Annotated in this window: 26 protein-coding genes; 15 read left to right on the plus strand and 11 right to left on the minus strand. The window is 68.2% G+C overall.

Annotated features, from left to right (window positions below; translation table 11 throughout):
• Both V7702_RS11515 and V7702_RS11520 read left to right on the plus strand, forming a co-directional pair.
• The coding region (locus V7702_RS11515) for a glutathione binding-like protein (RefSeq protein ID WP_335650256.1) at positions 1–383 on the plus strand (383 nt) is incomplete at its 5' end.
• Positions 380–853, plus strand: a complete 474-nt coding sequence (locus tag V7702_RS11520; protein ID WP_335650257.1) for a molybdopterin-dependent oxidoreductase — start codon at positions 380–382, stop codon at positions 851–853. The genes V7702_RS11515 and V7702_RS11520, both read left to right, overlap by 4 nt.
• A gap of 3 nt (positions 854–856) precedes the next feature.
• Here the strand turns inward: V7702_RS11520 and V7702_RS11525 are convergent, their stop codons facing one another.
• Complete coding sequence (locus V7702_RS11525; RefSeq protein ID WP_300574327.1) at positions 857–1,288, minus strand: PaaI family thioesterase; 432 nt, start codon at positions 1,286–1,288, stop codon at positions 857–859.
• A gap of 93 nt (positions 1,289–1,381) precedes the next feature.
• Between V7702_RS11525 and V7702_RS11530 the strand changes: the two genes are divergently transcribed.
• Positions 1,382–1,543: a hypothetical protein gene (locus tag V7702_RS11530; protein WP_304713321.1), complete on the plus strand. Its 162-nt coding sequence runs from the start codon at positions 1,382–1,384 to the stop codon at positions 1,541–1,543.
• A 7-nt stretch (positions 1,544–1,550) separates the two neighbouring features.
• Here V7702_RS11530 and V7702_RS11535 read toward each other — a convergent pair whose 3' ends face one another.
• The 3 genes from V7702_RS11535 to V7702_RS11545 all read right to left on the minus strand — a co-directional run bounded on the left by V7702_RS11535 (position 1,551) and on the right by V7702_RS11545 (position 3,308).
• Positions 1,551–2,546, minus strand: coding sequence for an MsnO8 family LLM class oxidoreductase (locus V7702_RS11535; protein WP_335650258.1), 996 nt, complete (start codon positions 2,544–2,546; stop codon positions 1,551–1,553).
• Positions 2,543–2,797: a hypothetical protein gene (locus V7702_RS11540; protein WP_335650259.1), complete on the minus strand. Its 255-nt coding sequence runs from the start codon at positions 2,795–2,797 to the stop codon at positions 2,543–2,545. Before V7702_RS11540 ends, V7702_RS11535 begins: the two co-directional genes overlap by 4 nt.
• Before the next feature lie 61 nt (positions 2,798–2,858).
• Entirely contained in the window at positions 2,859–3,308 is a 450-nt protein-coding gene (locus V7702_RS11545) for a PaaI family thioesterase (protein WP_335650260.1), read from the minus strand.
• Positions 3,309–3,431: 123 nt separating this feature from the next.
• On the opposite strand from V7702_RS11545, the gene pcaF reads away from it, so the two are divergent.
• From pcaF to V7702_RS11570, 5 genes are all read left to right on the plus strand, one after another.
• A complete protein-coding gene (gene pcaF, locus V7702_RS11550) occupies positions 3,432–4,640 on the plus strand; it encodes a 3-oxoadipyl-CoA thiolase (protein WP_335650261.1) in 1,209 nt (402 codons plus the stop codon).
• A gap of 24 nt (positions 4,641–4,664) precedes the next feature.
• Complete coding sequence (locus V7702_RS11555; protein ID WP_335650262.1) at positions 4,665–5,813, plus strand: acyl-CoA dehydrogenase family protein; 1,149 nt, start codon at positions 4,665–4,667, stop codon at positions 5,811–5,813.
• Positions 5,813–6,100 (plus strand): DUF3253 domain-containing protein, encoded by a 288-nt coding sequence (locus tag V7702_RS11560; RefSeq protein WP_335650263.1) that lies wholly within the window; start codon positions 5,813–5,815, stop codon positions 6,098–6,100. The genes V7702_RS11555 and V7702_RS11560 overlap by 1 nt, the downstream gene beginning before the upstream one ends.
• Positions 6,101–6,206: 106 nt before the next feature.
• Complete coding sequence (locus V7702_RS11565) at positions 6,207–7,646, plus strand: MBOAT family O-acyltransferase (RefSeq protein ID WP_335650264.1); 1,440 nt, start codon at positions 6,207–6,209, stop codon at positions 7,644–7,646.
• 119 nt (positions 7,647–7,765) lie between these two features.
• Complete coding sequence (locus V7702_RS11570; protein ID WP_335650265.1) at positions 7,766–9,232, plus strand: alginate O-acetyltransferase AlgX-related protein; 1,467 nt, start codon at positions 7,766–7,768, stop codon at positions 9,230–9,232.
• An 11-nt stretch (positions 9,233–9,243) separates the two neighbouring features.
• On the opposite strand, the gene V7702_RS11575 is transcribed toward V7702_RS11570, so the two are convergent.
• A complete protein-coding gene (locus V7702_RS11575; RefSeq protein ID WP_335650266.1) occupies positions 9,244–10,683 on the minus strand; it encodes a methyl-accepting chemotaxis protein in 1,440 nt (479 codons plus the stop codon).
• Positions 10,684–10,879: 196 nt separating this feature from the next.
• Here V7702_RS11575 and V7702_RS11580 point away from each other — a divergent pair, with 196 nt between their 5' ends.
• The 3 genes from V7702_RS11580 to V7702_RS11590 all read left to right on the plus strand — a co-directional run bounded on the left by V7702_RS11580 (position 10,880) and on the right by V7702_RS11590 (position 13,643).
• Positions 10,880–11,476, plus strand: a complete 597-nt coding sequence (locus V7702_RS11580) for a uracil-DNA glycosylase family protein (protein ID WP_335650267.1) — start codon at positions 10,880–10,882, stop codon at positions 11,474–11,476.
• Positions 11,473–12,504, plus strand: coding sequence for an alpha/beta hydrolase (locus tag V7702_RS11585; protein ID WP_335650268.1), 1,032 nt, complete (start codon positions 11,473–11,475; stop codon positions 12,502–12,504). Before V7702_RS11580 ends, V7702_RS11585 begins: the two co-directional genes overlap by 4 nt.
• A gap of 62 nt (positions 12,505–12,566) precedes the next feature.
• Positions 12,567–13,643, plus strand: a complete 1,077-nt coding sequence (locus V7702_RS11590) for a Leu/Phe/Val dehydrogenase (protein WP_335650269.1) — start codon at positions 12,567–12,569, stop codon at positions 13,641–13,643.
• A gap of 3 nt (positions 13,644–13,646) precedes the next feature.
• On the opposite strand, the gene V7702_RS11595 is transcribed toward V7702_RS11590, so the two are convergent.
• From V7702_RS11595 to V7702_RS11605, 3 genes are all read right to left on the minus strand, one after another.
• The gene (locus V7702_RS11595) at positions 13,647–14,951 is read right to left on the minus strand and encodes an MFS transporter (protein ID WP_335650270.1); all 1,305 of its coding nucleotides are present in this window, start codon (positions 14,949–14,951) and stop codon (positions 13,647–13,649) included.
• A gap of 201 nt (positions 14,952–15,152) precedes the next feature.
• Positions 15,153–16,031, minus strand: coding sequence for a transglutaminase family protein (locus V7702_RS11600; RefSeq protein WP_335650271.1), 879 nt, complete (start codon positions 16,029–16,031; stop codon positions 15,153–15,155).
• A gap of 62 nt (positions 16,032–16,093) precedes the next feature.
• Positions 16,094–16,828, minus strand: coding sequence for an SDR family oxidoreductase (locus tag V7702_RS11605; RefSeq protein ID WP_335650272.1), 735 nt, complete (start codon positions 16,826–16,828; stop codon positions 16,094–16,096).
• 143 nt (positions 16,829–16,971) lie between these two features.
• Here V7702_RS11605 and V7702_RS11610 point away from each other — a divergent pair, with 143 nt between their 5' ends.
• On the plus strand, positions 16,972–17,859 hold the full coding sequence (locus V7702_RS11610) for an AraC family transcriptional regulator (RefSeq protein WP_335650273.1): 888 nt from the start codon (positions 16,972–16,974) through the stop codon (positions 17,857–17,859).
• Between the two features lie 13 nt (positions 17,860–17,872).
• On the opposite strand, the gene V7702_RS11615 is transcribed toward V7702_RS11610, so the two are convergent.
• The 3 genes from V7702_RS11615 to V7702_RS11625 form a co-directional block, all read right to left on the minus strand.
• The gene (locus V7702_RS11615) at positions 17,873–18,790 is read right to left on the minus strand and encodes an alpha/beta hydrolase (RefSeq protein ID WP_335650274.1); all 918 of its coding nucleotides are present in this window, start codon (positions 18,788–18,790) and stop codon (positions 17,873–17,875) included.
• A 105-nt stretch (positions 18,791–18,895) separates the two neighbouring features.
• Positions 18,896–19,978, minus strand: coding sequence for a helix-turn-helix transcriptional regulator (locus tag V7702_RS11620; protein ID WP_335650275.1), 1,083 nt, complete (start codon positions 19,976–19,978; stop codon positions 18,896–18,898).
• Between the two features lie 78 nt (positions 19,979–20,056).
• The gene (locus tag V7702_RS11625) at positions 20,057–20,986 is read right to left on the minus strand and encodes a fatty acid desaturase (protein WP_335650276.1); all 930 of its coding nucleotides are present in this window, start codon (positions 20,984–20,986) and stop codon (positions 20,057–20,059) included.
• 189 nt (positions 20,987–21,175) lie between these two features.
• Here V7702_RS11625 and V7702_RS11630 point away from each other — a divergent pair, with 189 nt between their 5' ends.
• The 3 genes from V7702_RS11630 to V7702_RS11640 form a co-directional block, all read left to right on the plus strand.
• On the plus strand, positions 21,176–21,685 hold the full coding sequence (locus V7702_RS11630; RefSeq protein WP_335650277.1) for a winged helix-turn-helix transcriptional regulator: 510 nt from the start codon (positions 21,176–21,178) through the stop codon (positions 21,683–21,685).
• 56 nt (positions 21,686–21,741) lie between these two features.
• Positions 21,742–22,968 (plus strand): putative DNA modification/repair radical SAM protein, encoded by a 1,227-nt coding sequence (locus V7702_RS11635; protein ID WP_335650278.1) that lies wholly within the window; start codon positions 21,742–21,744, stop codon positions 22,966–22,968.
• Positions 22,968–23,746, plus strand: a 779-nt coding sequence (locus V7702_RS11640; RefSeq protein WP_335650279.1) for a TIGR03915 family putative DNA repair protein, incomplete at its 3' end; no start/stop codon positions are given. The genes V7702_RS11635 and V7702_RS11640, both read left to right, overlap by 1 nt.

A 23,746-nucleotide genomic window follows, 5' to 3' on the forward strand; every position in this document is an offset into this window, starting at 1 on the left:
CCGAGCCCAACCTGATGGGGCGCGACCCCAAGGAGACGGCGATCATCGAGATGTGGACCAGGCGGGCCGAGATGATGGTCGCCACGCCGCTGATGATGGCCGTGCGCCATACCCACCCGGCGCTGGGCGTGCTCGAAAAGCAGAACCCGGCCATCGGCGAGTCCAACGCCCAGAGCGGGACCCGGGCGCTGAAGCTGTTCGACCGGCGCCTGGCCGAGAGCGAGTGGATCGCGGCTGACCGGCTGACCATCGCCGACATCGTCGCCTTCGCCTCCATCGATTTCGCCCGCATGATCAAGTTCCGCCCGTCCGAGGAGCTGACCCATGTGAACCGCTGGCTTGAGGCCATGCGCGCCCGTGACTCGGTCAAGACCGCCCTATGAAATCCTTGTTGTTCGCCGGCCTGTTGCTGGCCCTCGCCGCTCCAGCGGTCGCTCAGGACCTGACCATTTCCAAGGCCGACGGAACGCAGGTGACGCTCAGCGCCGCGGCGCTCGCCGACCTGCCCCGGGCCCAGGTGACCGTGCCCGGCGAGGCGGGCCCCAGCCTCTATGAGGGGCCGCCGCTGGCCTATGTGATGCGGGCCGCCGGCCTGCCGGTGGGCATGCGCGCCCACGGAGATCCGATGCGCGGCTATCTCGTGGTCCGCGGAGCCGACGGCTACGCCGCCGTGGTCTCCGCCGTCGAGGCCGATAAGGACCTGCACAAGGATGTGGCGATCCTGGCCGACACCCTCGACGGCCAGCCCCTGCCCGAGCGGGAGGGGCCGCGGCGCCTGGTGATCGCCGACGACATCAAGCCCTGGCGCAGCGTCCGCCAGGTGGTGGCCATGGACTACCGACTCGCCGACTGACGCTCACGCCCGCGGATAGAGGATGATCTGGGTGCAGCGGAAGGCGGCCATCAGCTTGCCGGTGGCGGCGTCCTCGACTCGGGCGTCCCAGACCTGGGTGGTTCGGCCGCCGTGCAGCAGGGTGGCGGTGCACAGCACCTCGCCCTCGCGCAGGGTGCCGACGAAGTTGCACTTCACCTCGGCGGTGGTGAAACCGGTGGCGCCCTCGGGCCAGGCGGTGGAGACGCCATAGGCGCAGAGGATATCGGCGACGGTCAACACCGCGCCGGCCAGCAGAAATCCGGTGTGGGCGACCAGGTCCTCGCGCACGCGGAAGCGACCCACTACGCGACCGTTGTCGGTCTCCAGGATCTCAAGCCCCAGGTGGCCCGGAAGCTTGCCAAGATTGGCGTCGTTGAGCCGCTCGCGGCTGGTGGTGTTCGTCGTGCTGGCCATGGCCGACACGCTAGGCCGCAAACCGGGGGTCCGCCAGTGCGAGATTGCGAGCGGGCGGCCGGAACCTTTGCCCAAGGCAGAGGTTAGGATGGCATGTCATTGCTCATCACCATCGTCATCATCCTCGTGGTCCTCGGCCTCGCTCTCTACGCCGTGCGCCTCCTGCCCATCCCGGGCCCCCTGAACGGGATCATCCAGGCCCTGCTGGTGGTGATCGCCCTGGTGGTCATCGCCCAGCGAGCAGGCCTCTTCTAGCGCACAGTCAGGCGGGCTTGATCAGCTCCAACGACCGGATGCGGCTTTCCAGGCTGGGTCCGGAGGCCATGACGAAGATTTCGTCGGCGCCGCTGGCCTGAGCCTTGTCCGCAAGACGGGTCCGAACCTGTTCGGCTGAGCCGGCTATGCTGCGCGCCTCAATGTCCGCCAGGCGCGGATCACCGGCGTGTTCGGCCAGGAAGGCCTGCGCCTCGGGGATGACCGGGAACCGCTGACGCCGCCCCAGGGCGGTGGCGAGGGTCGAGGCGCGCCGTGGCGCGTCCAGCCGCAGGGCTTCGGCCTCTGTCTCGGCCGCCAGCGCAATGCTGGCGATGGCCGCCATCGGCGTCTGACGAAACGGCGAGGGCGTGAAGGCCCGCCGATAGGCCTCCACCGCCGGGCCCCCGTCGGCCCTGGCGATGAATTCCGCAAACACCATCCCCACGCCCGCCCGGCCCGCGAAGTCGGCGCTGTCGGGGGACGAGCAGAGCATGAACAGGTCCGGATGCGACGGCCCCCTGGGATGGGCGCGGATCTCCCGGGCCGGATGATCGGCGCCGATCAGCTCCATGCCCGAGGCGTCCAGCAGCCAGGCGTTCAACAGCGCGAAATAGTGCGGGAAGGCCTCCGAAGAGGCCGAACGCAGGGCCGCGCCTGTGCGCCCGTCAGCCCCCAGCGCCCGGCCGACCCCCAGATCGATGCGCCCTGGGGCCAGGGCCTCCAGTTCCATGAAGACCTCGGCGACCTTCAGCGGCGAATAGTTGACCAGCATCACCCCGCCGGAGCCCAGGCGGATGGTGGAGGTGACCTGGGTCAGGGCGGCGATCAGGATTTCGGGGGCAGGAGAGGCCAGGCCCTCGATATTGTGGTGCTCGGCCACCCAGAAGCGGTCATAGCCCAGCCGCTCGGCGGCCTTGGCCACCTCCAGCGTCTGGCGCACGGCCTGGGCCTGGGTGACGCCAGCACCCACCGGCGACAGGTCGAGGACCGAAAGCCGCGTCACGAGGTCGGCGACTTCAGTTCACGCCACACCATGCGCACGCCATAGGCCGCCACCAGGCCCGAGAAGATCAGCACGACGATGGAGACCGGCATGGCCGTCGGTTCGGCCGAGGTCATCCAATGATCTGGCGCCACGCCGGTGAGGAAGAAGGCCAGCTCGACGGCCTTGAACAGGGCCACGGGTCCGGCCAGCAAGGCGAGCGCGGCCCCCATGGCGATCTGGCCCAGATTGCGTTTGGCGGGCTGGCTCATGGAGACTCCTGACGGATGGGCGGCGCCCTCAACATGGCGTCGTGGGGGTGGCGCGCAAGGTTCAGGTCCGGGGCCCGCGCTTCTTGATGACGCCGGAGAAGCTCATGACGTTTTCCCCACCGGTGGTGATGAGCCCGCGCACGAAGACCATGGAGCGGGCGGCCTTGACCACCTCGCCGGTGCATTCGACCAGCGCGCCCAGGGGCACGGCGCCGACGAATTCGCCGTTCAGGGTGGCGGTCACCGAATGGTTTCCCTGCAGCGCCTCGCGGGCGATCACGAACAGGCAATAGTCGGCGAAGGTCATGATGCAGCCGCCGTGCATGAAGCCGCCGCCGTTCATGTGCTTCTTCTCGGCGCGGAAGGCGCAGCGCGGCGTGCCGTCGGGATCGTGCCGGAAGTAGAAGGGCCCGGCGTGGTCCTCGAAGGGATCGGAGCCCTCCCAGGTGCGCCAGCCGGCCCATTCGCCGTCGGTGACCAGGCCGTTTTGCGCTTCGCCGCCGCCATCCATCGCCAGCTTCCCCTCGTAAATGACCTCAGGCGGGTTTGCCCCGCGCGCGTTCGAACAGTAGTTTGCCCGCCCGCAACAAACACGGCCGCGCCAGGGGCGTGGCCTAGGGGTCGAGGAGCGATCATGCAAGGCCGGACCGTCTATCTCTGCGCAGGTGTGCGAAGCCCCATCGGCCGCTATGGCGGCGCCCTTTCGAAGGTGCGCGCCGACGACCTGGCCGCCCATCCCATCAGGGCCCTGATGGAGAGCCTGCCCCAGGTGGACTGGGAAGAGGTGGACGAGGTCGTCTACGGCTGCGTCAACCAGGCCGGCGAGGACAACCGCAACGTGGCCCGGATGGCCCTGCTGCTGGCCGGCATGCCAAGCTCGGTGCCGGGCCTGACCGTCAACCGGCTCTGCGCCTCGGGCCTGGACGCCACCATCGCCGCGGCCCGGATGATCGCCGTGGGCGAGGCCGAGTTGGTCGTCGCCGGCGGGGTCGAAAGCATGACACGCTCGCCCTTCGTCATGGGCAAGGCCGATTCAGCCTTCTCCCGGTCTGCGGAAATCTTCGACACCACCATCGGCTGGCGCTTCGTGAACCCGAAGATGCAGAAGGACTACGGCGTCGACTCCATGCCGGAGACCGCCGAGAACGTCGCCACCGACTACCAGATCGCCCGCGCCGACCAGGACGCCTTCGCCGCCCGCAGCCAGCAGCGCTATGGCGCGGCCCAGGCCCGCGGTTATTTCGAAGGCGAAATCGCCCCGATCACGCTGAAGGATCGCAAGGGTGAGACGGTGGTGTCCAAGGACGAGCATCCGCGCCCCGACACGACCCTGGAAGCTCTGCAGGGCCTGAAGCCCATCGTGCGACCCGACGGGACGGTGACGGCGGGCAATGCGTCCGGCGTCAATGACGGCGCCGCAGCCCTGCTGCTGGCCTCGGCCGAGATGGTGCAGAAGCTGGGCCTTGAGCCGCTGGCCCGGATCGAGGGCGGGGCCTCGGGCGGCGTGCCGCCCCGGGTGATGGGCTATGGCCCCGTGCCGGCGGTGGAGAAGCTCTGCGGCCGCCTGGGACTCACGCCTCGGGACTTCGACGTGGTCGAGCTGAACGAGGCCTTCGCCGCCCAGGCGCTGGCCTGCACGCGCGCCTGGGGACTTGCCGACGACGCCGAGCATGTGAATCCGCACGGCGGCGCCATCGCCATCGGCCACCCGCTGGGGGCGTCCGGCGCGCGCATCGCGCTCACCGCGGCGCGGGCGATGAATGAGCGGGGCGGGAGCCGGGCGCTCGCCACCATGTGCGTCGGCGTCGGCCAGGGTTCGGCCCTGGCCCTGGCCAAAGCCTAAGACCTTCCAGGAAAGCGACAGATCATGGCTCTCGACGCCGAAACCCGCGACCAGCTGATCGACACCGTCCGCCGCTTCGTCACCGAGCGGCTGCGCCCCCTGGAGGCCCAGGTGTCGGAAACCGACGCCATGCCCGACGACGTGGTCGCCGAGATGAAGGAACTGGGGCTGTTCGGGCTCTCCATTCCGGCCGAGTACGGCGGGCTCGACCTCTCCATGGAGGACGAATGCCTTGTGGCCGTGGAGCTGGGCCGCACCAGCCCGGCCTTCCGCTCGGCGTTTGGCACCAATGTCGGCATCGGCAGCCAGGGCCTGGTGATGTTCGGCACTGACGAGCAGAAGGCGAAGTACCTGCCCGGCATCGCCTCGGGCGAGATCATCACCTCGTTCGCGCTCACCGAACCGGAGGCGGGATCGGACTCCGCCGCGGTTCAGACCCGCGCGACCCTGGACGGCGACGCCTATGTGCTGAACGGGTCGAAGCGCTACATCACCAACGCCAACAAGGCCCACCTGTTTACGGTCATGGCTCGCACCGATCCGTCCAAGCCGGGTGGCGGCGGGGTTTCGGCCTTCCTCGTGCCCCGCGACCTGCCGGGCCTGTCGGTGGGCAAGCCCGAGAAGAAGATGGGCCAGCAGGGCGCCCACATCTGCGACGTCACCTTCGACAATGTCCGGGTTCCGGTGGAGAACCGCCTGGGCGCCGAGGGCGAGGGCTTCAAGGTGGCCATGCAGGTGCTGGACCGGGGCCGGCTGCACATTTCGGCGGTCTGCGTCGGCGTGGCCGAGCGACTGATCACCGATTGCGTAACCTATGCCAGCGAGCGCAAGCAGTTCGGCCAGGCCATCAGCCAGTTCCAGCTGGTCCAGGGCATGATCGCCGACTGCAAGACCGAGGCGCTCGCCGCCAAGGCGCTCACCATGGAGACCGCCCGCAAGCGCGACGCTGGCCACAGCGTGACCATGGAGGCCGCGGCGGCCAAGTACTTCGCCTCCGAGATGGTCGGCCGGGTGGCCGACAAGGCGGTGCAGATCTTCGGCGGCGCCGGCTATGTGGCTGATTACGGGATCGAGCGCTTCTATCGCGACGTGCGCATCTTCCGCATCTATGAGGGCACCAGTCAGATCCAGCAGGTGGTCATCGCCCGCGAAACCCTGAAGCGTGGCGGTTGATGTCCGATCCTATTGAAACGGCGATCTTCGATCTCCTGACGCCGCTAGCGCCGGGCAAGTCCATCTCGCCGGAACAGGCGGCCCGCGCCGCCGATCCGGAAGGCTGGCATCGGTGGCTCTCGCGGGTGCGCACCGTCTCGGTGGGCCTGGCCCGCGAAGGCCGTCTGGTGATCACCCGCCACGGCAAGCCTGCCGACCCCAACCAGTTCAAGGGCGTCTATCGCCTGCGCCTGCCGCTGCCGACTGAGGGGGGCCTGACGGCTCCGGAACCAGCCGGCGAAGGCTGACCTTCGGACCTGGCCAAAGGGTCGCGCGGCCGTTAAGGCCATGCTAGACGGACGTCGTCGGGTGCACTGACGCTGGTCTCCTCCTGACTCACGATCCGGGGGGCGCGTGGTCTTTAGTTCCGTCATTTTTATCTTCTATTTCCTGCCCATCTTCCTGCTCGGCTACTATGTATCCGGCTGGCGAACGGCCGTTCTCCTGACGGGCAGCGCCTTCTTCTATACCTGGGGGGAGGGCCCGTACCTCTTCCTGCTGCTGGCGATGATCGCCCTCAACTATGGCGGCGCGCTTCTGCTGGTGCGCCTGGCTGAGCGCAGGGTCCGCCAGGCGGCGTTCGGGGCGCTGATCGCCGCCGATTTCGGCGTACTGGGCTTCTTCAAGTACGCCAACTTCCTGGTGGAAAACTTCAACGCCGTGTGGCCCGGGCCACCTGCGCCCTCGCCGGATGTGGCGTTGCCGCTGGGCATTTCCTTCTTCACCTTCCAGCTCGTGAGTTATCTGGCTGACGTCCATCGTGGGGCCGTCAAGGTGGAGCGGGACCCGACAAAATTCGCCGCCTACATCCTGATGTTCCCGCACCTGATCGCCGGGCCGATCGTGCGCTACGCCGATATCCGCGACGAGATGCACGCCGACCGCAGCCGCAGCGAACGCCGCGGCCTTGGCGTCCAGTACTTCATCATCGGGCTCAGTCAGAAGGTGCTGGTGGCCAACGCCGTCGCGCCCCTGGCCGACCACGCCTTCGCCCTGGACCCTTCCGGGCTGGCGTCAACAACGGCCTGGCTGGGGACCTGGGCTTACAGCCTGCAGATCTATTTCGACTTCTGCGGCTATTCCAACATGGCCATCGGGCTGGCCTTCCTGATGGGGTTCACCTTCCCCAAGAACTTCGACTACCCGTATGTCTCGCGCTCCATCACGGAGTTCTGGAGGCGCTGGCACATCAGTCTTTCCAGCTGGTTCCGGGACTACGTCTACATCCCGCTAGGTGGGAATCGCCACGGCCTGGCGCTGACCGTGCGCAACCTGTTGATCGTCTTCTTCCTGACCGGGCTCTGGCACGGGGCGGCCTGGCGCTTCATCGTCTGGGGGCTCTATCACGGGGCCTTTCTGATCCTGGAGCGCTTCGGGCTGCGGGCCATCCTAGAGCGCCTGCCGACGCCGGCGCAGCATCTCTACGCCATGCTCGTGGTGATGGTGGGGTGGGTGTTCTTCCGGGCCGACAGCCTGCCGCACGCCCTGCAGTATCTGGGCGCCATGGCGGACCTCTCGGCCTCGCCGGGCCAGGACCTGCAGCTGGCGATCCTGCTCAACGCCGAGATCATCGCCGCGCTCGTGATCGGCTCGGTGTTGTCGGTTCCGGTGATGCCGCGGATCATGAGCCTGCTGAAGCGCCCCATGGCCGAGCAGGATGACGGGGCCCTGGGGCCGCTCGACACCCGGCGGGCGCATGCCTATCCGGTCCTGCTCCTGGCCTTGGGCTTCGTGCTCAGCGTCAGCATCCTGGTCGGCTCGACCCTGAATCCGTTCCTCTATTTCCGGTTCTGATCATGACGGCGTCGCGGCGGCATTGGCAGGCTCTGATCGGGACAGTCCTGATTTTGGTCGCAAGCGCGTTCCTTGCGCCCCCCTTCATCAAGGAGCCGGGCATCGTTGAGAACCGGGTCTTGGCGCAGAGGCCCAACCTGCCGCAGCACCTTTCCCAGATCTCAGGCTTCATGAAGGGCGCCGACGCCTATGTGGCCGATCAGTTCCCAGCCCGCCCCTATCTCATCGCCGGTTTGAACCGACTGCGAATGCTGGCTGGAGTCAGCGGGTCGGACTCCGTGCTGGTGGGGAAGGACGGCTGGCTCTTCTATGACAACGGGAGTCACATGGGCGCGGTGCGCAACGACCCCCCAATGCCCGAGCCGGAGACGCAGGCCTGGCTGCAGGTCCTGGCGGGCCGGACCGAGGCGCTGCAGGCGCGGGAGGCGACCTATCTGGTCGTCGTTCCGCCGCTGAAGGAGGCCATCTATCCGGAATATGGACCGCGCTGGTTTGCAGGCCCAGAAACCGAGCGACCGGCGGTCCTGCTCTCTGCCCTCGCAGACGCCTCCGGGGCCGGTGAGGTGCTCTACCTCGAGGCGCCGCTCATCGAGGCCCGGCGACAGGGGCTGAAGACCTTCAGTCGGCACGAGACCCATTGGACGGGGCACGGCGCCTATTTCGGCTACCAGGCCATCATGACCCGACTCGCGCAGCTGGGCGTGGCGGAGACGCCCCTGCCCATGAACGCTTTCAAAGACGTCCGGCTCGACCGGCGGCCCGCTGACCTGGCGCTCATGCTGGGGGTCGCAGGCTTCGTCGATATCGATCACCTGCAGTTGGAAAATCCCGAGGGGTTGGCGCGCAGCGAGACGCGCTACCTCACCGACAAGACGGATTGGACCGCCCCGCAAATCATCGACACGGGCCAGGCCGGCAAGCCGGTGCTGCTGATGAACCGCGACTCCTTCTCCAATGCGCTGCTGCCGATGCTGCTGCCGCACTTCAGCCGGATCATTCTGACCCACATCCAGGACGGCTTCTGGCGACCGGATCTGATCGACCGTTTCGCCCCGGATGTGGTCCTGCTGCAGGTGCTGGAGAGCGGCGTGCGGAGTGCGAGCGGCGAGGGACCGCCCGCCAGTCCGGAGGCGATCGCGCGAATCAAAACGGCGATCCAGAAGGTGTCGCCGGAGCCGCTCATGGCGCCCCCGCCCGCGAATCTGGTCGCAACGCTCGACCAGGCGGTCGTTGCGAGCAACTGCAATCTGGAGGTCGCGACGCTGGAGGCCGCCCTGATCGACGGCTCGGTGCTGACCGTCGGAGGATGGTTCGCCGTTCTGTCGGATTGGAGCTCGCCGCCTGAGGCCTGGGTGCGCCTCCAGGGACCGGGCGGCGATTTCGTGGCGCAGATCACCACCGACCAGCCCCGCCCGGACGTCGCCGCACACCTGAAGGACTCTCGCGGCGAACGGAGCGGCTTCCACGGCCGCTACGGACTGCCCGAGCTCTCGGGAGAGGGCTATGCCGCGTCTATCTACCGGCGCGCCCACGGAGGCTGGCAGGTCTGCCGTTCGGCGCTGAGGCTCGCGCGGAGCGCCCGCTGAAGGGGTTCCTCTCAGCCCACGCCGCGGGTGAGGGCCGCCAGACGGGCCTGCTGGGCGTGGACCGGGTTGGCCGCGGCGCCGGACAGCTGGAAACGATCGACGGACTCGGCGAGGGCGGCGGCGTGCTGGTCCAGGGTGCGGGTGGCGGCGTTGGCCTCCTCGACCATGGCGGCGTTCTGCTGGGTGACCTTGTCCATATCGGTGATGGCCGTGTTCACCTGGGCCAGACCCACCGACTGCTGCTCGGCCGAGGCGGCGATGGCGGCGATAACGTCGGAGATTTCGGTGACCTTGCCGACGATGCCGTTGAGAACCTCGCCGGTCTGGCCCACCAGATCGACGCCGCTCTGGACCTGCTGGCCCGAGATCTCGATCAGCCCCTTGATCTCCTTGGCGGCGTCCGCCGAGCGCTGAGCCAGGGCGCGGACTTCCGAAGCGACCACAGCGAACCCGCGGCCGGACTCGCCGGCCCGGGCGGCCTCGACCCCGGCGTTGAGGGCGAGCAGGTTGGTCTGGAAAGCGATCTCGTCGATCACCCCGATGATCTTGCTGATCTCCTGGGCGGATGTGGCTATCTGGCCCATGGCGGTGACGGCCTCGCCGACCACCTCTCCGCTGCGTGCGGCGTCGCCGCGAGCCGCGGCCATGGCGCCATTGGCCTGGCGCGCGCCGGACGCCGTATTGCGAACGGTGACGGTGATTTCATCGAGGGCTGCTGCGGTCTGCTGCAGACTGGCGGCCTGTCGCTCGGTGCGGTGAGACAGGTCATCCACGGCGGTGGTGATTTCCTGGGAGCCGGCGCGGATTTCGCCGGCGGCCGTGGCGATCGCACCAAATGCGCCTTCCAGTTGGCCGACCGCGGCGTTGAAGTCCGACTTCAGAGCCAAATAGTCCTGGGCCACGGCGACCTCGATCCGGGCGCCCAGGTCGCCGCGGGCCAGGCGCGACAGCGCCTTGGCCATGGCTTCAACGAGCGCCTTCTGGTCCTGGCTGGCGCGCTCAAAGGCCGCTTCGGCGGCGGCCAGCCGGCGATCCAGTTCTCCCCGGGCGGCCTGGGCTTCGTCCTCCAGCTGCGCCCGGACCTCGGCGTTCTCGCGGAACACTACGACGCTGGCGGCCATCTGGCCGATTTCGTCCCCGCGCTCGGCGCCCGGGATGACCTCGACCCTTTCGCCAGCCGCCAGCCGCCGCATGACCCCGCTCATCCGGGAGAGGGCGGTGATCACCAGGCTTTCGAAGTAGAGAGCGCCCAGCACCACGCCGACCACGGTGGCGACGCCGATCCCGATGCTGATGGTGGTGGCCATGGCCAGGATGCGGTCGGCTTCGGCGCCGGCGGGCGCCTCCGCGACCATGCGCAACAGGGCGACGTTGAGCCCAGCCAGGGCCAGCATGGAGGCCATGCCGACGCCCCAGGAGAGACGCATGCGGCCCTTGATCGTCTTCAGCATCGATTATGTCACTCGTTCAGTCGCGACCCAGGCGCCCCACCGCTGGCCGGAGATGGAGGCGATCCTGCGGCAGGAGCCTGGACACTTGGTTAACAGGACTGGAGGCTTCGTGGGGCGGTGGCGGGCGGCGGGCTGCCGCACCCCGCTTCGGGGCGACGACATGGCGGCGAGAGCCGTCTGACCCTACATCGATGCGATGACCTTCCCGTCGGGCCTCCAGACGCTGCTCAGCGACATCGCCGCCTGCCGGGCCTGCGCCGGCGACCTCGTACCCGAGCCGCGGCCGGTGGTGCGGGTGAGGCCCGAAACCCGGCTGTTGATCTGCGGCCAGGCGCCGGGCCGGCTGGTGCATGAGACCGGCTTGCCATTCAACGATCCCTCCGGCGTGCGCCTGCGCAGCTGGATGGGGATCGACCGGGAGACCTTCTACGATCACCCGGCGATCGGCGTGGCGGCCATGGCCTTCTGCTTTCCCGGGACCAACCCCAAGGGCGGGGACTTCCCGCCGCCGGCCCGCTGCGCCCAGCTCTGGCGGCGCCAGCTTCTGGCCCAATTGCCCCAGGTCGAGCTGACCCTGCTGGTGGGATCCTACGCCCAGGCCTGGGCGCTGGGGGCGGCGCGCAAGGCGACGATGACGGAGACGGTGGCCGCCTGGCCTGAGTATGGGCCGGGCATCCTGCCCCTGCCGCACCCATCGTGGCGCAACACCGCCTGGCTGAAACGCAATCCCTGGTTCGAGGCCGAGGTCACGCCCTATCTTCGCCAAAGGGTGGAGGCTCTTTTGCGCGCATGACTCGTCTGACCGTCCTTCTCTTCGCCCTGATGCTCGGAGCCTGCACGCCGCTCATGACCCAGACCGCTGGCCAGCCGCCCCTGGGTTTCGAAGGCCCGCGCCTGGCCGGCGACCGCTTTGTCAGCTTCGACGGCGCGCGGCTGGGCCTGACCACCTGGGACGCGCAGGAGGGCGCGCCCAAGGCCGTTGTGGTGGGGGTTCACGGCATGAACGACTACGCCAACGCCTTCCACCTGGCCGCGCCCTATTGGGCCGAGCACGGGGTGACCACCTACGCCTATGACCAGCGGGGCTTTGGTCGCTCGCCCAACCGCGGGGTCTGGCCGGACGAGACGGTGCTGCAGGAGGATCTGCGGACTCTGGTCTCCCTGGTGCGCGCCCGCCATCCCCATGCCCTGGTGGTGGTGGCCGGCGAGAGCATGGGCGGGGCCGTCGCCATCCGGGCCTTCGCCTCGGAGCGGCCCCCCGCCGCGCACCGGCTGGTGCTGATGGCGCCGGCGGTCTGGGGGTGGTCGACCCAGCCTCTGCCCTACAAGACCGCCCTGTGGTTCGCCGCCCATGTCACCGGCCCCAAGGTCTATACGCCGCCGAGCTGGGTCACCGACCGGGTGAAGCCCACCGACAATATCCCTGAGCTGCAGGCCATGGGCGCCGACGAGTTGATGATCTGGGGGGCGCGGTCCGACACCCTCTATGGCTTGGTGGACCTGATGGAGAACGCCTGGCGCGATATCGACCGGCTGCAGGTTCCGGTGCTGTATCTCTATGGCCAGAACGACGAGATCATTCCCGAGCGGCCGGCCTTCCAGGCCGCAGCCCGGATCAAGCCCACGGACCGCTCGGCCTATTATGCGAACGGCTGGCACCTGCTGACCCGGGACCTGCAAGGCCAGGCGGTGATGGCCGACATCCTGGCCTTCATCGGGGATCCCGAGGCGCCTCTGCCGTCTGGGGCGCCGCCCATTCCCACCGCCCCGGGCGGCGATGACTGGACGCCGCTCGCCGAGCATGCGACGGCGGGCTTGTGAGGGCGCAGCCTGCGGGCTAGAGCCGACAAAATTGGTTTCAAACGCAACGATCCCGTGAGCGCATGACCCTGTTCGATTCCGCCGACTTCGATGGCCACGAGGCCGTTCACGCCTTTGCCGACGAGGCCACGGGGCTGCGCTGCATCATCGCGGTTCATTCCACCGCCAGGGGGCCGGCGGCCGGCGGTTGCCGCATGTGGCCGTTCCCGACCTCGGCCGACGCCCTGCAGGACGCCCTGCGGCTGTCGCGGGCCATGTCCTACAAGAACGCCATGGCCGACCTGGACCTGGGCGGCGGCAAGGCGGTGATCATCGGCGATTCCCGCACCCAGAAGTCGCCCGCCCTGTTCGAGGCCTTCGGCCGGGCGGTCGACGCCGTGGGCGGCGCCTATTGGACGGCCGAAGATGTGGGCGTCTCGCCGACGGACCTGATGCACGCCCGCCGGCACACCCGCTTCGTGGCGGGGCTGGAGGGCCATGCGGCGGCGTCTGGCGATCCCAGCCCGGTCACCGCCGAGGGCGTGTTCCGCGGCATCAGCCTGTGCGTGCGCCGGGCGCTGGATCGCGATCTGTCCGGCGTGACGGTGGCGATCCAGGGGGTCGGCCATGTGGGCGCCTATCTGGCCCAGAAGCTGAGCGCCGCCGGCGCACGACTGGTCATCACCGACGTCAACCGCGAGGTTCTGGCCCAGGTGGCGGCCCAGACGGGCGCCATGATCGTGGGGCCCGACGAGATCTTCGACGTCGAGGCCGACGTCTTCGCCCCCTGCGCCCTGGGCGGCGCGATCAGTGTCGAAACCCTGCCGCGCCTGCGCGCCAGGATCATCGCCGGCGGAGCCAACAACCAGCTGGCCGACCCGGTCATTGGCCAGACCCTGTTCGACCTTGGCCTGCTCTATGCGCCGGACTATGTGATCAACGGCGGCGGCATTATCAATGTGGCCGGCGAGATCCGCGCCCTGGACTCCGGGGAGGCCTTCGATCCGGCCTGGGTGGAGGCCAAGCTCTCACGCCTGATGCTGACCCTGGAGGAGGTGCTCGACCGCTCCCTGGCCGAGCGGCGTCCGACGCACGAGGTGGCCGGCGAGATGGCCCGCGAGCGGATCGCCCGCGGGCGCAGCGTTCTTGCCGCCCAATAGGGTTCACCCCGCCGGGGCCATCCGATCCTTGCGCGGCTCGCGCACCATGAACAGCAGCAACAGCAACCCCGCCGTCAGGAAGGCGATGGAGGTTCCGAAGACGCTCTCATAGCCCAGGGTGGCGGCCATGATCCCGCCCACCAGGGGACCCGCTGAGGCCATGACCCCCTCGGCGGTGGAGGAGAGCGCGATGCGCATGGGCAATTCGTCCCGCGATCCGAACTCCAGGATCATGGTCTGGGCGCTCATCATGTAGCCCGACTGGGCTGCGCCGAGGCCGAAGAAGGCGACGAAGATGGCGGCCACCTCGTGGACATTCATCAGCAGTACGGTGGCGGCGATCCAGATCACCAGGGAGCTGACCAGCACGACGCGGAAGCCGGTCTTGTCGCCCAGATAGCCCCAGACCAGATTCGACAGGGTGTCTGCGCCCAGGAAGGCCAGGCTGAGCAGGCCGATATTGGCCCCGGTCAGCTCGATCGTGGTGCTGACGTAGAGAATGTAGAACGGGGTCGCCATCCGCCCGGTGATGCTGAGCATCTGGACGATCAGGAAGAACATGTAGCCCCGGTCCTGGGAGATCAGGCGTGGGAAGTCCTTCAGACGTTCCAGGAAAGGCGTCTGGACCCGGGTGGTCGGCGGCTCCGGCTCGATCATCAGGAACTGCAGCGCCCAGAGGCCCATCGAGGTGAGGATGGTGGCGAATAGGAAGGTCGAGGCATAGCCATTGCCCAGCAGGTTGCCTTCGATGAAGTACTTCCCCGCCACCCAGGCGAGGGCCGCGGCGATGACCCCGCCGGTGGCGTTGCGCCAAGCCTGCAGCCGGCCCCGCCGGCTGATCGGGATCACCTTGGCCATGAGCAGCGAGAAGACGACCCGCTGGGTGCCCATGAAGAGGCCGAACATGAACATGAAGGCCAGAATGGCGATCACCAGGGGCTGGCCCGAGAGGAACCAGCCGGCGAGCGCCATGCCCAGGATCTGAACCCGCGCCAGACCGCCCATCCAGACGGCGGCGGGCATGACCCGCTTGCGGTGCTCGATCTGGGTCGCCCCGAAGATGGGCGAGATCATGCCGCCCACCTGCTGCAGGGCCAGGCCCAGCCCGACGATGAAGCTGGAGCCCGAGATCAGGTAGAGATAGGCCGGCAGGAAGGTCGGCGCATTGACCAGCCGGAAGCCGGTCATGCCCAGCATGCCGTGAAGGTAGTGGGCGATATAGTTGCGCTTCAGATTGGCCCAGACGAACTTTTCGTATTCGACTTCGCGCTCGGCCAGGGTCTTGCCGTCGTCGTCAGCATGGATCACGACCGCCTCATCGGCGATCGGTGGTTCCTCGGTGGTCTTTTCCAATAGCGTCCCTGCCGCGCGGGGGTCGCAAAGGGTCGCGCGGCGGCTCCCCAAAATTATGATCTGCTAAAACAATCGCTCCGTCCTATCAGAGTCCTTCGACCTGAAAAGCCGATTTCTCGCCCGCGCCAAAATTGAGCGCACAGCCAGGCTGCGCCCTCACGCGGCGCTCGCCAGGGGGCCGGCCAGGGTGACGTCCACCTTGACCACCATGCGGCTGGCGCCCGGATCGCCCAGGATGGAGCCGCTGATCGGCGCGGCCTCGGCCGGGGTGCGGCTGACGGCGACGGGGATCAGGTCGGCGGCCTCGGCCAGGCCATTGGTGGGATCGAAATCCATCCAACCAAAGGCCGGCAGGAAGACCTCGCACCAGGCATGGGTGGCGCCGGCGCCGCGCACGCTCTCCAGGCCCGGCGAATAAAGGTAGCCGCTGACGAAGCGGGCGGCGAAGCCCACCCGGCGCAGGGTCTCCACCATCAGCCAGGCGAAGTCGCGGCAGGTGCCACGGCCAAGCTCCACGGTTTCATGCGGCGCCTGGGTGCCCTCCTCTTGGCGGGCCTCATAGTCGAACTGCTGATGGATGGCTCGGTTGAGGCGCAGCACGTAGTCCAGCGCAGGCTCGCCCGTGCTCGGCGCCAGCCCATGCAGCCAGCGCAGAAGCAGGCCTTCGGGATCGAGGGTGACCGGCTCGATATAGGGACCCAGCACCGCCCGGTCGCTGGGGGGATAGACGATCGGCGTGGCGGTGCGGGGATCGTCCACCTCCTGCGGCTCCAGGGGGGCGGGGAAGCGCTCGATCTCCAGTTCGCTGAGGATGAAGAACTCGTCGGACTCCTCGCTGACATTCAGCTGGCAAACGCAGTTGCCATAGGCGTCATAGCGCCAGCGGGTTTCTCCCCGGGGGGAAAAGGTGAGGGCGCCCTTCACCACGCGCAGGGCGTGGCCGCCCCTGGGGCGCACCAATAGCTGGTGCGGCCCAAAGGCGACCGGGCGCTCGTAGGCGTAGCGGGTTTCGTGGCGGATGATCAGGCGGGACATGTGCGCGCTGCTAACACGCCCTGGCGGCGAAGGTTCCTATTCTCTCCCGTTGCGACGCCCGGTCAGGCGATGGTCGCGGTCGGCCGCACGATGATCTCGTTCACGTCCACCTCCGGCGGCTGCTCGATGGCGAAGCGCACGGCCCGGGCGATGGCTTCGGCAGGAATGGCCTTTTTGCGATAGTCGTCGATGAAGGCCGCCGTCTCCGGGTGGGTGATGGTCTCGGCCAATTCCGAGGTCGTGACGCCCGGCGAGACAATGGCCACGCGCACCTTGTCGGTCTCCTGGCGCAGGGCCTCGGAGATCACCCGCACCGCGTACTTGGTGGCGCAATAGACCGCCGCGGTCGGCAGGATCTGGTGCCCAGCCGTTGAGGCGATGTTGATGATCTGGCCGTGTCCCTGAGCCTCCATGACCGGCAGGGCCGCAGCGATGCCGTTCAAGACGCCCTTGATGTTCACGTCGATCATCTGGTCCCACTCGTCCACCTTCAGGGCGGCCAGGGGCGAGAGCGGCATGACGCCCGCATTGTTGACGATGACGTCCACCCGGCCGAATTGCGCCTGCGCCGCCTCGACGAACGCCTTCACCTCATCGCGGGAGGTGACGTCCAGGCCGTAGACCATGGCCTTGCCGCCGTCGGCCTCGATCTGGCACTTCAGGGCCTCCAGACGTTCCACCCGGCGCGCGCCCAGCACGACGGTCGCGCCGGCCGCCGCCAGTTCACGGGCTGTGGCCTCGCCGATGCCGCTGCTCGCGCCGGTCACCAGCACCACCTTGTTTGCAATCTCAGTCATGGCCGTCTCCTTGTGTTTGGCGAGGACAAGGATGCGGCGGGTGGAGGATCAGGCGGTAGACCAGTCCTCCGTCGTTCTTGCATGATCCTCCTGGAGGTGCGGGTAAGCCTTGCGGCTAGCCGGACGCCGTGAGAGCAAGTCGCATGGACAATCTCGTGGCTTTGATCGCGCGTCACGCGCCACAGGACGGCATGCACGACATGCCTGTTCCTGGCCTGGCTGTCATACGCTATGGCGCGCCGACCGATCGTGTGCCGGTGCTTCACCAGCCAGCCGTCTGCATTATCGCGCAAGGCGCCAAGGTGGTGATGCTGGCCGACGAGGCCTTCCGCTATGACAGCGCCAGCCATCTGGTGGTGTCGGTCGACCTGCCGCTGACCGGCCAGGTGGTGGAGGCCACGCCCGAACAGCCCTATCTCTGCGTCCGGGTCGATCTGGACCCGGCCCTGCTGCGGGAACTGATGCTCCAGCGGCCGCCGGCGCCTGGGGCCGAGACCTCGCGCGGTCTGCATCTCAGCCGCAACACGCCCGAACTCACCGACGCGGTGGCCCGTCTCCTGCGGCTGCTGGACCGGCCGCAGGATGTGGCGGTGCTGGCGCCGATGATCCGACGGGAGATCCACTACTGGCTGCTGACCGGCGACCAGGCGGGCATCGTGCGCCAGATCGGCGCGCCGGACAGCCGGCTGTCCCAGGTCAGCCGCGCCATCGCCTGGATCCGCGACAATTTCGACCGGCCATTCAGCATCGAGCGGCTGTCGCAGGCCGCGGGCATGAGTCCCTCGGCCCTGCACCACCACTTCAAGGCGGTGACGGCTATGAGCCCGCTGCAATATCAGAAGCAGATTCGCCTGCAGGAGGCCCGCCGCCTCATGCTGGGCGAGGCCGCCGACGCCCAGGCCGCCGGCTTTCAGGTCGGCTATGAGAGCCCCTCCCAGTTCTCCCGTGAGTACGCCCGCCTGTTCGGCGCACCGCCGGCCCGCGACGCCGCGCGGCTGCGGGCCAGCGGACCCGTGCCGGTGGAGGTTTAGGGAGCCGCCGCCCTCATGGCCTCGCAGGCAGGACGGCCAGCAGGGCGCGGGTGAAGCCGGCCGGGGCCACGGTCAGGTGGTCCTCGTCGTCCAGCACGGTCGATCGTAGGCTCAGGCTCGGATAGTGGCGGGATTTCAGGACCTGTTCCATGGCCTGCATTTCGCCGACCATGTCGTAGCGCGAGGCGTGGCGCGGGGTGGGGCCAAGGGTCTCGAAGGCGCCGATATACATGAAGACCTCGGCCGGAAGGTCAGTGTGGCTCTGCGCATAGTCGGCCTCCATCTTCATGATGTGGCGCTGGCCGAACCAGAAGGAGGGGCTGCCCAGCACATAGGCCTGGAACATCTCCGGATCGGTGAACAGGATCTGCGCGCCCAGCAGGCCGCCATAGGAATGGCCCAGCAGCACGCGGGCGTCGGGATCGGCCCGGAACCGCCCCTCGATGAAGGGCAGGACCTCGGACTTCAGATACGCCTGGTAGGCGTCGCCGCCCCCATGGACCCTGGCGCAGCTGGAAGGCGGATTGCAGGGGACCGGCGTGTAGTCGCGGCTGCGGGACGCCGCGCCTCCCTCGTTCTTGGCGTAGGACAGGCCGACCAGGATGAACTCCTCAAGCACCGGACCATCCAGGTTAACCCGGCGGGCGATCTGGCGGAGGATCGGAAAGCCGTAGTCGGCGTCGGTGACATAGAGGGTGGGATAGCGTCGCTGCGGTTCCGCGCCATAGCTGGCCGGCAGGCTGACAAAGACCTCGTAGTCCCGGCCCGAGACCGGATCGGGCACGGTCCAGACCCGGGTGTCTTTGAGGACGTAGGGGCCGCCTTCGGGGGACGTCGTCGCGGATTCTGCGTCCGCGGTTGGCGGGGCCTGGGCGTCGGCCCTTTCGACGCAGGCTGAGCCGAGCATCGCCGTCGCCAGGATTGCGGCCAAGCCGAATGATCTCATCGTCCACCCCCGAAGCTCCACCTTACGCAGCTAGAGCGCCAATGTGGCGAAACTCGGATGTTCGGGCCTCCTCAAGGGGTGGGGCCCGCCCTATTCGGCAGCTCCCACGGCGACGCTGGACAGCAGGGCGGCGAGCTCGGCCTGACGGGCGCAGCCGGTCTTTTCCAGTACGCGGCGCAGCTGGTTGCGCACGGTGTTGATCGAGACCCCGCCGGCCTGGGCCAGGTCCTCCAGGGTCTTGCCGGCGGCGATGCCCTGGGCCACGCGGGCCTCCGCCGCGGTGAGGTCGAACAGCGAACGCATGAGATTCAGCGACGGGGCGCGCTCGCTGCTGACCGGCGTGATCATCAGCAGGGCGAAGCTCTGGCCGAAGATGTCGTGGGCCGAGCGCTTGATGGGGATCAGGTGCAGCACCATGGTCGCCCGGCCCAGCTCGTCGCGCAGGGGAAAGGTGCAGCGCCCGAGGCCCGGCGCGGCGTCGATGGTCTTCAGGGCGTCGGTGAGCATCTGCTGGGCGGCCTTGTCGCTCAAGGCCAGCCGATTGCCGGCGCCGAACCGCACCTCGCCGCCGAGCGGCGCCATCCATTCATTGGCCTCGACGACTACGCCCCCCTCGGTGAGCAGCAGGGCCGGCAGCCGCAGGCCGCTCAGCGCTTCGGTGGCGCCCCGGGCCCGCTGCAGGCCCAGGCGGGCGCTGACCAGGGCGCTCCGCGCCAGATGAGGGCGCAGGCTGTTGAGCATGGCCACGTGTTCCGGCTCGATCGGCCCGCGCTCCAGGCTCCGTTCGACGCTGAAGACGATGGAATCGCCCGTGGGCACCTGCAGGCCCGTGCCGGCCGACCAGCCCAGGCCGCGGGGGTGGAAGAAGTCCCGATAGATGGGATCGATCTTGATCTGGTCTTCGCTCCAGAAATCCTGCTCCACGAAGAAGGCGGGATCGGACTGGCTCATGATGCAGGTGCGGCGGGGGCAACGATGGAACCAGCCATCGTTCACATAGGCCTCGAAGACGTCGCGGATTGAGCCCGAGGCGGTCCAGCAGAGCGAGCGCCGCGCCGAGAACAGCAGACCGCCCCGGGACTCGGTTCGCTCCGCCAGATCGTCGAGCACCGAGGGCCAGAGGTCCGGCGCCACGGAACACTCATAGATCCGGTCAATCAGATCGCTTTCCATCGGACCCCCATTGGCTGGAGGCAAGACTATCGCATTGATCGCGCCGGTCGTCTGGATCTTGCGCCCGTGACGTGCGGGTCAGTGGGCGATGGTGCGGCGCCGGGGACCGACCAACAGGCCCTCGACCCGGGCCCCTTCGGCCTTCAGAACCGGGCGCAGGCGGCGAAAGAGCCTAGCGTAGTTGTAGAAGGGCACGCTCGGCCACAGGTGGTGCATCAGGTGGAGGTTCTGTTGCAGCAGCAGAACCGTGCCACCGGGCCAGAGGCTGACGCGGGTGTTGAGATAGCGCTCGGTGCGGTCGAATGGATGGTGCGGCAGCCACTGAAAGAAGATGTTCAGCATCAGGATGCCGAGCTTGGTCGGCAGGAACCACAGCATCAGCCACTCGACGACGCGCCCCGTGGCGATGGCGGCCGCCAGCAGGGCCAGAGTGAATAGTGTCACCGCTGAAACCTGGGTGATCTCGGCGGGACTGAGGATTTTGCCCAGCCGCTGGTAGCGCGCCGGGTTGATGAACTTCACCGTGAAGATCGGCAGCAGGGAGACGGGAAGCCCCACCAGCCATTTCTTCAGGAGCTGGAGGAAGGTGCCCTTCACCGCGATGTCGGGGTCGCGCTCGGTATTGGTGTGGGCGTGGTGCAGGACATGGGTGCGCTGGAGCGCAGGCCAGCCCGCGCCCATGCCCAGGGCGCCGATCCATCCCACCACGGTGTTGATCCAGGCCGAGCGCTTGGGTCTCGCCACCACATTACCGTGGATGGCCTCATGGACCAGCGTGTAGTGGGCGTAGGATAGCGCCGCCAGGATCAGCGTGCAGACCCAGAGCGGAAGCGCGCCGGCCATTCCCAGGGCGATCACCGAGATCAGGCTGGCTGGCAGGATGAGCGCCAGGGCCAGGGTCGGCCAGGCCACGGCCGGGGACAGCGCCACCGCGATTCGCCGCTCCTCGGCATGCGAGATCCCGATGGCGGCGCGCAGCGCCTTGGGATCGTGGGGGCCATCGGTCATCTGCGGTCGCCTTCCGTCGGTGTGGGACGGAGGGAGGTTAGCAACTCTGAAAATCAAAGCGACTCAAAAATGACGCCTGCGTCACTTTTGGCGAAGTGATGGACAGGTCACCTATGACTTTCATACTGTCGGCGGGATTGAGGTGGTTCTGCCCTGGGGGTGGAGCCTCGACGGAGCCCAAGGACAACCGTGACCCGACGCGAGGCGCCCGACGACACCCTCTGCCCAGTGGCCCATTCCACCAGCCTGATCGGGGACAGGTGGTCGATCCTCGTGGTGCGCGAACTGCTGCTGGGCCAGAGCCGCTTCCAGGATCTGCAGGCCCAGACCGGCGCCACGAGCCAGATGCTGGCCGCCCGGCTCAAGCGGCTGGAGGCCGATGGTCTGGTGGCGCGGGAGGTCTATTCCGAGCGGCCGAGACGCTATGCCTACCGGCTGACGGAAAAGGGCGCCCATCTGAAACCTGTCATCCTGGCGCTGCGGGCCTGGGGCGAGCAGTGGTGCAAGCCGCAGGACGGTCCCCCGGCCACCCGCATGTTCCATCGGACCTGTGGCGCTGAGCTTGAACTCGACGGCCATTGCCCGACCTGCGGCGTCATCGCGCCCTGGCCCGAGATGGGTGGGGCGCCAAGCGAGGCCTGGGCCGAGGAGCGTCGCCGCCGGGCCGAGGCCTTCGCCGATCACCGACGGCCGTCTTAGGAGCCAAACGCCACGGCTGCGCTTGCAGAACAAAAAGAGAACTTTAGAGTGGCCCCATGGCCGTTCTCGATTTGAAGCAGAAGCTCTCCATCCTCGCCGACGCGGCCAAGTACGACGCGTCCTGCGCGTCCTCGGGGGCGGGAAAACGCGATTCCCAGGGCGGCAAGGGGGTGGGGTCCACCGAGGGCATGGGCATCTGCCACGCCTATACGCCGGATGGGCGATGCGTCAGCCTGCTGAAGATCCTGCTGACCAATTACTGCATCTATGACTGCGCCTACTGCGTGAACCGGGTTTCGTCCAACACGCCCCGGGCGCGGTTCAAGGTCCAGGAGGTGGTCGACCTGACGCTGGGCTTCTACAAGCGCAACTACATCGAGGGGCTGTTCCTCTCGTCGGGCATCATCCGCAACAGCGACTATACGATGGAGGCCATGGTCGCGGTCGCGCGGGGCCTGCGTACCGAGCACGACTTCCGCGGCTACATCCATTTGAAGCTGATCCCGGAGGCCTCGGTGGAGCTGACCCATGAGGCGGCCCTCTATGCGGACCGGGTCTCGATCAATGTGGAGCTGCCGCGGGAGGAGAGCCTGGCGGCCTTCGCTCCGGAAAAGGACGCCGGCGTCATCCGCAAGGCCATGGGCGCGGTGCGGCTGGGCATCGAGGCCGGGAAGGAGCCGGCGCGCAAGACCCGGCCGCCGAAGTACGCGCCGGCTGGCCAGTCGACCCAGATGATCATCGGCGCCGATGGCGCCAGCGACGGCGAGATTCTGGCGCGGTCGAACACGCTCTATGGAAACTATGGGCTGCGCCGGGTCTATTATTCGGCCTTCAGCCCGATCCCGGACGTGGCCAAGTCCCTGCCGGCGCAGCGCCCGCCCTTGATGCGCGAACACCGCCTCTATCAGGCCGACTGGCTGATGCGGTACTATGGCTTCGAGACGGGCGAGATCATCGCGCCGGGCGAGGACCTGGACCTCGCCATCGATCCCAAGCTCGCCTGGGCGCTGCGCCACCGGGCCGACTTTCCGGTGGATGTGAATACCGCCGCGCGCGAAACGCTGCTGCGGGTGCCGGGCCTCGGAACCCGCAGCGTGGATCGGATGATCGCGGCGCGGAAGCTTACGCGGCTGGCCCTGGCCGATGTGAAGCGGTTGGCCCGCAATATCGAGAAGCTGAAGCCCTTCGTGATCGCCAGCGACTGGAGCCCCGGCGCCCTGGCCGACCGGGCCGATCTGCGCGACCGGTTCGCCCCGCCGCCGCAGCAGCTGAGCCTGTTCTGATGCGCGTCATACGCCTGGCGTCAGAGACCGACTTCGAGGGCTGGCGCGCGGCGGCGAGGGCCCTGCGCGCCGAGGCGGCCCCGCCGGTCGACGTGCTTTGGACCGTGGACGGCGGGCAGGCGAGCCTGTTTCCAGCCGAGGCGCCTCTGGCGCCGGCGGGCGGGGAGGGCGGCTTCAAGGTCAGCCGCGCCTTCGTGGACCTGGCCGGGCGGGTGGCGCTGCATCGTTCGCCGGAACGGTTCGATCTGCTCTACCGCCTGCTCTGGCGGCTGGAGACGACGCCGCGTCTGTTGGAGATCGCCAGCGATCCCGATGTGTCGCTGGCAGCGGACATGCAGAGCCAGGTGAACCGGGCGGCCCACAAGATGAAGGCCTTCGTCCGCTTTCGCGAGGTCGCGGCGCAGGACGGCGTGGAGGCCTTCGTCGCCTGGTTCGAGCCGGCCCATCGGGTGACCGAGGCCACCGCGCCCTTCTTCACGCGCCGGTTCGCCAATATGGCCTTCTCGATCCTGACCCCGGACGTCTGCGCCCACTGGGACACCCAGGCGCTCAGCTTCACATCCGGGGCCGATCCGGCCGACGCGCCGGCCGGCGATGATCTGGAGGCCTATTGGCGGACCTATTTCGCCTCGACCTTCAACCCGGCGCGATTGCGCACCGCGACCATGGTGCGCGAAATGCCCAAGCGCTACTGGCGCAACCTGCCCGAGGCCTCGCTCATTCCGGACATGACCCGCGCTGCAGGAGACCGGACCACCGCCATGGTCGAAAAGGCCCC

The sequence above is a fragment of the Phenylobacterium sp. genome, assembly GCF_036963605.1.
Classification (GTDB): Bacteria; Pseudomonadota; Alphaproteobacteria; order Caulobacterales; family Caulobacteraceae; genus Phenylobacterium.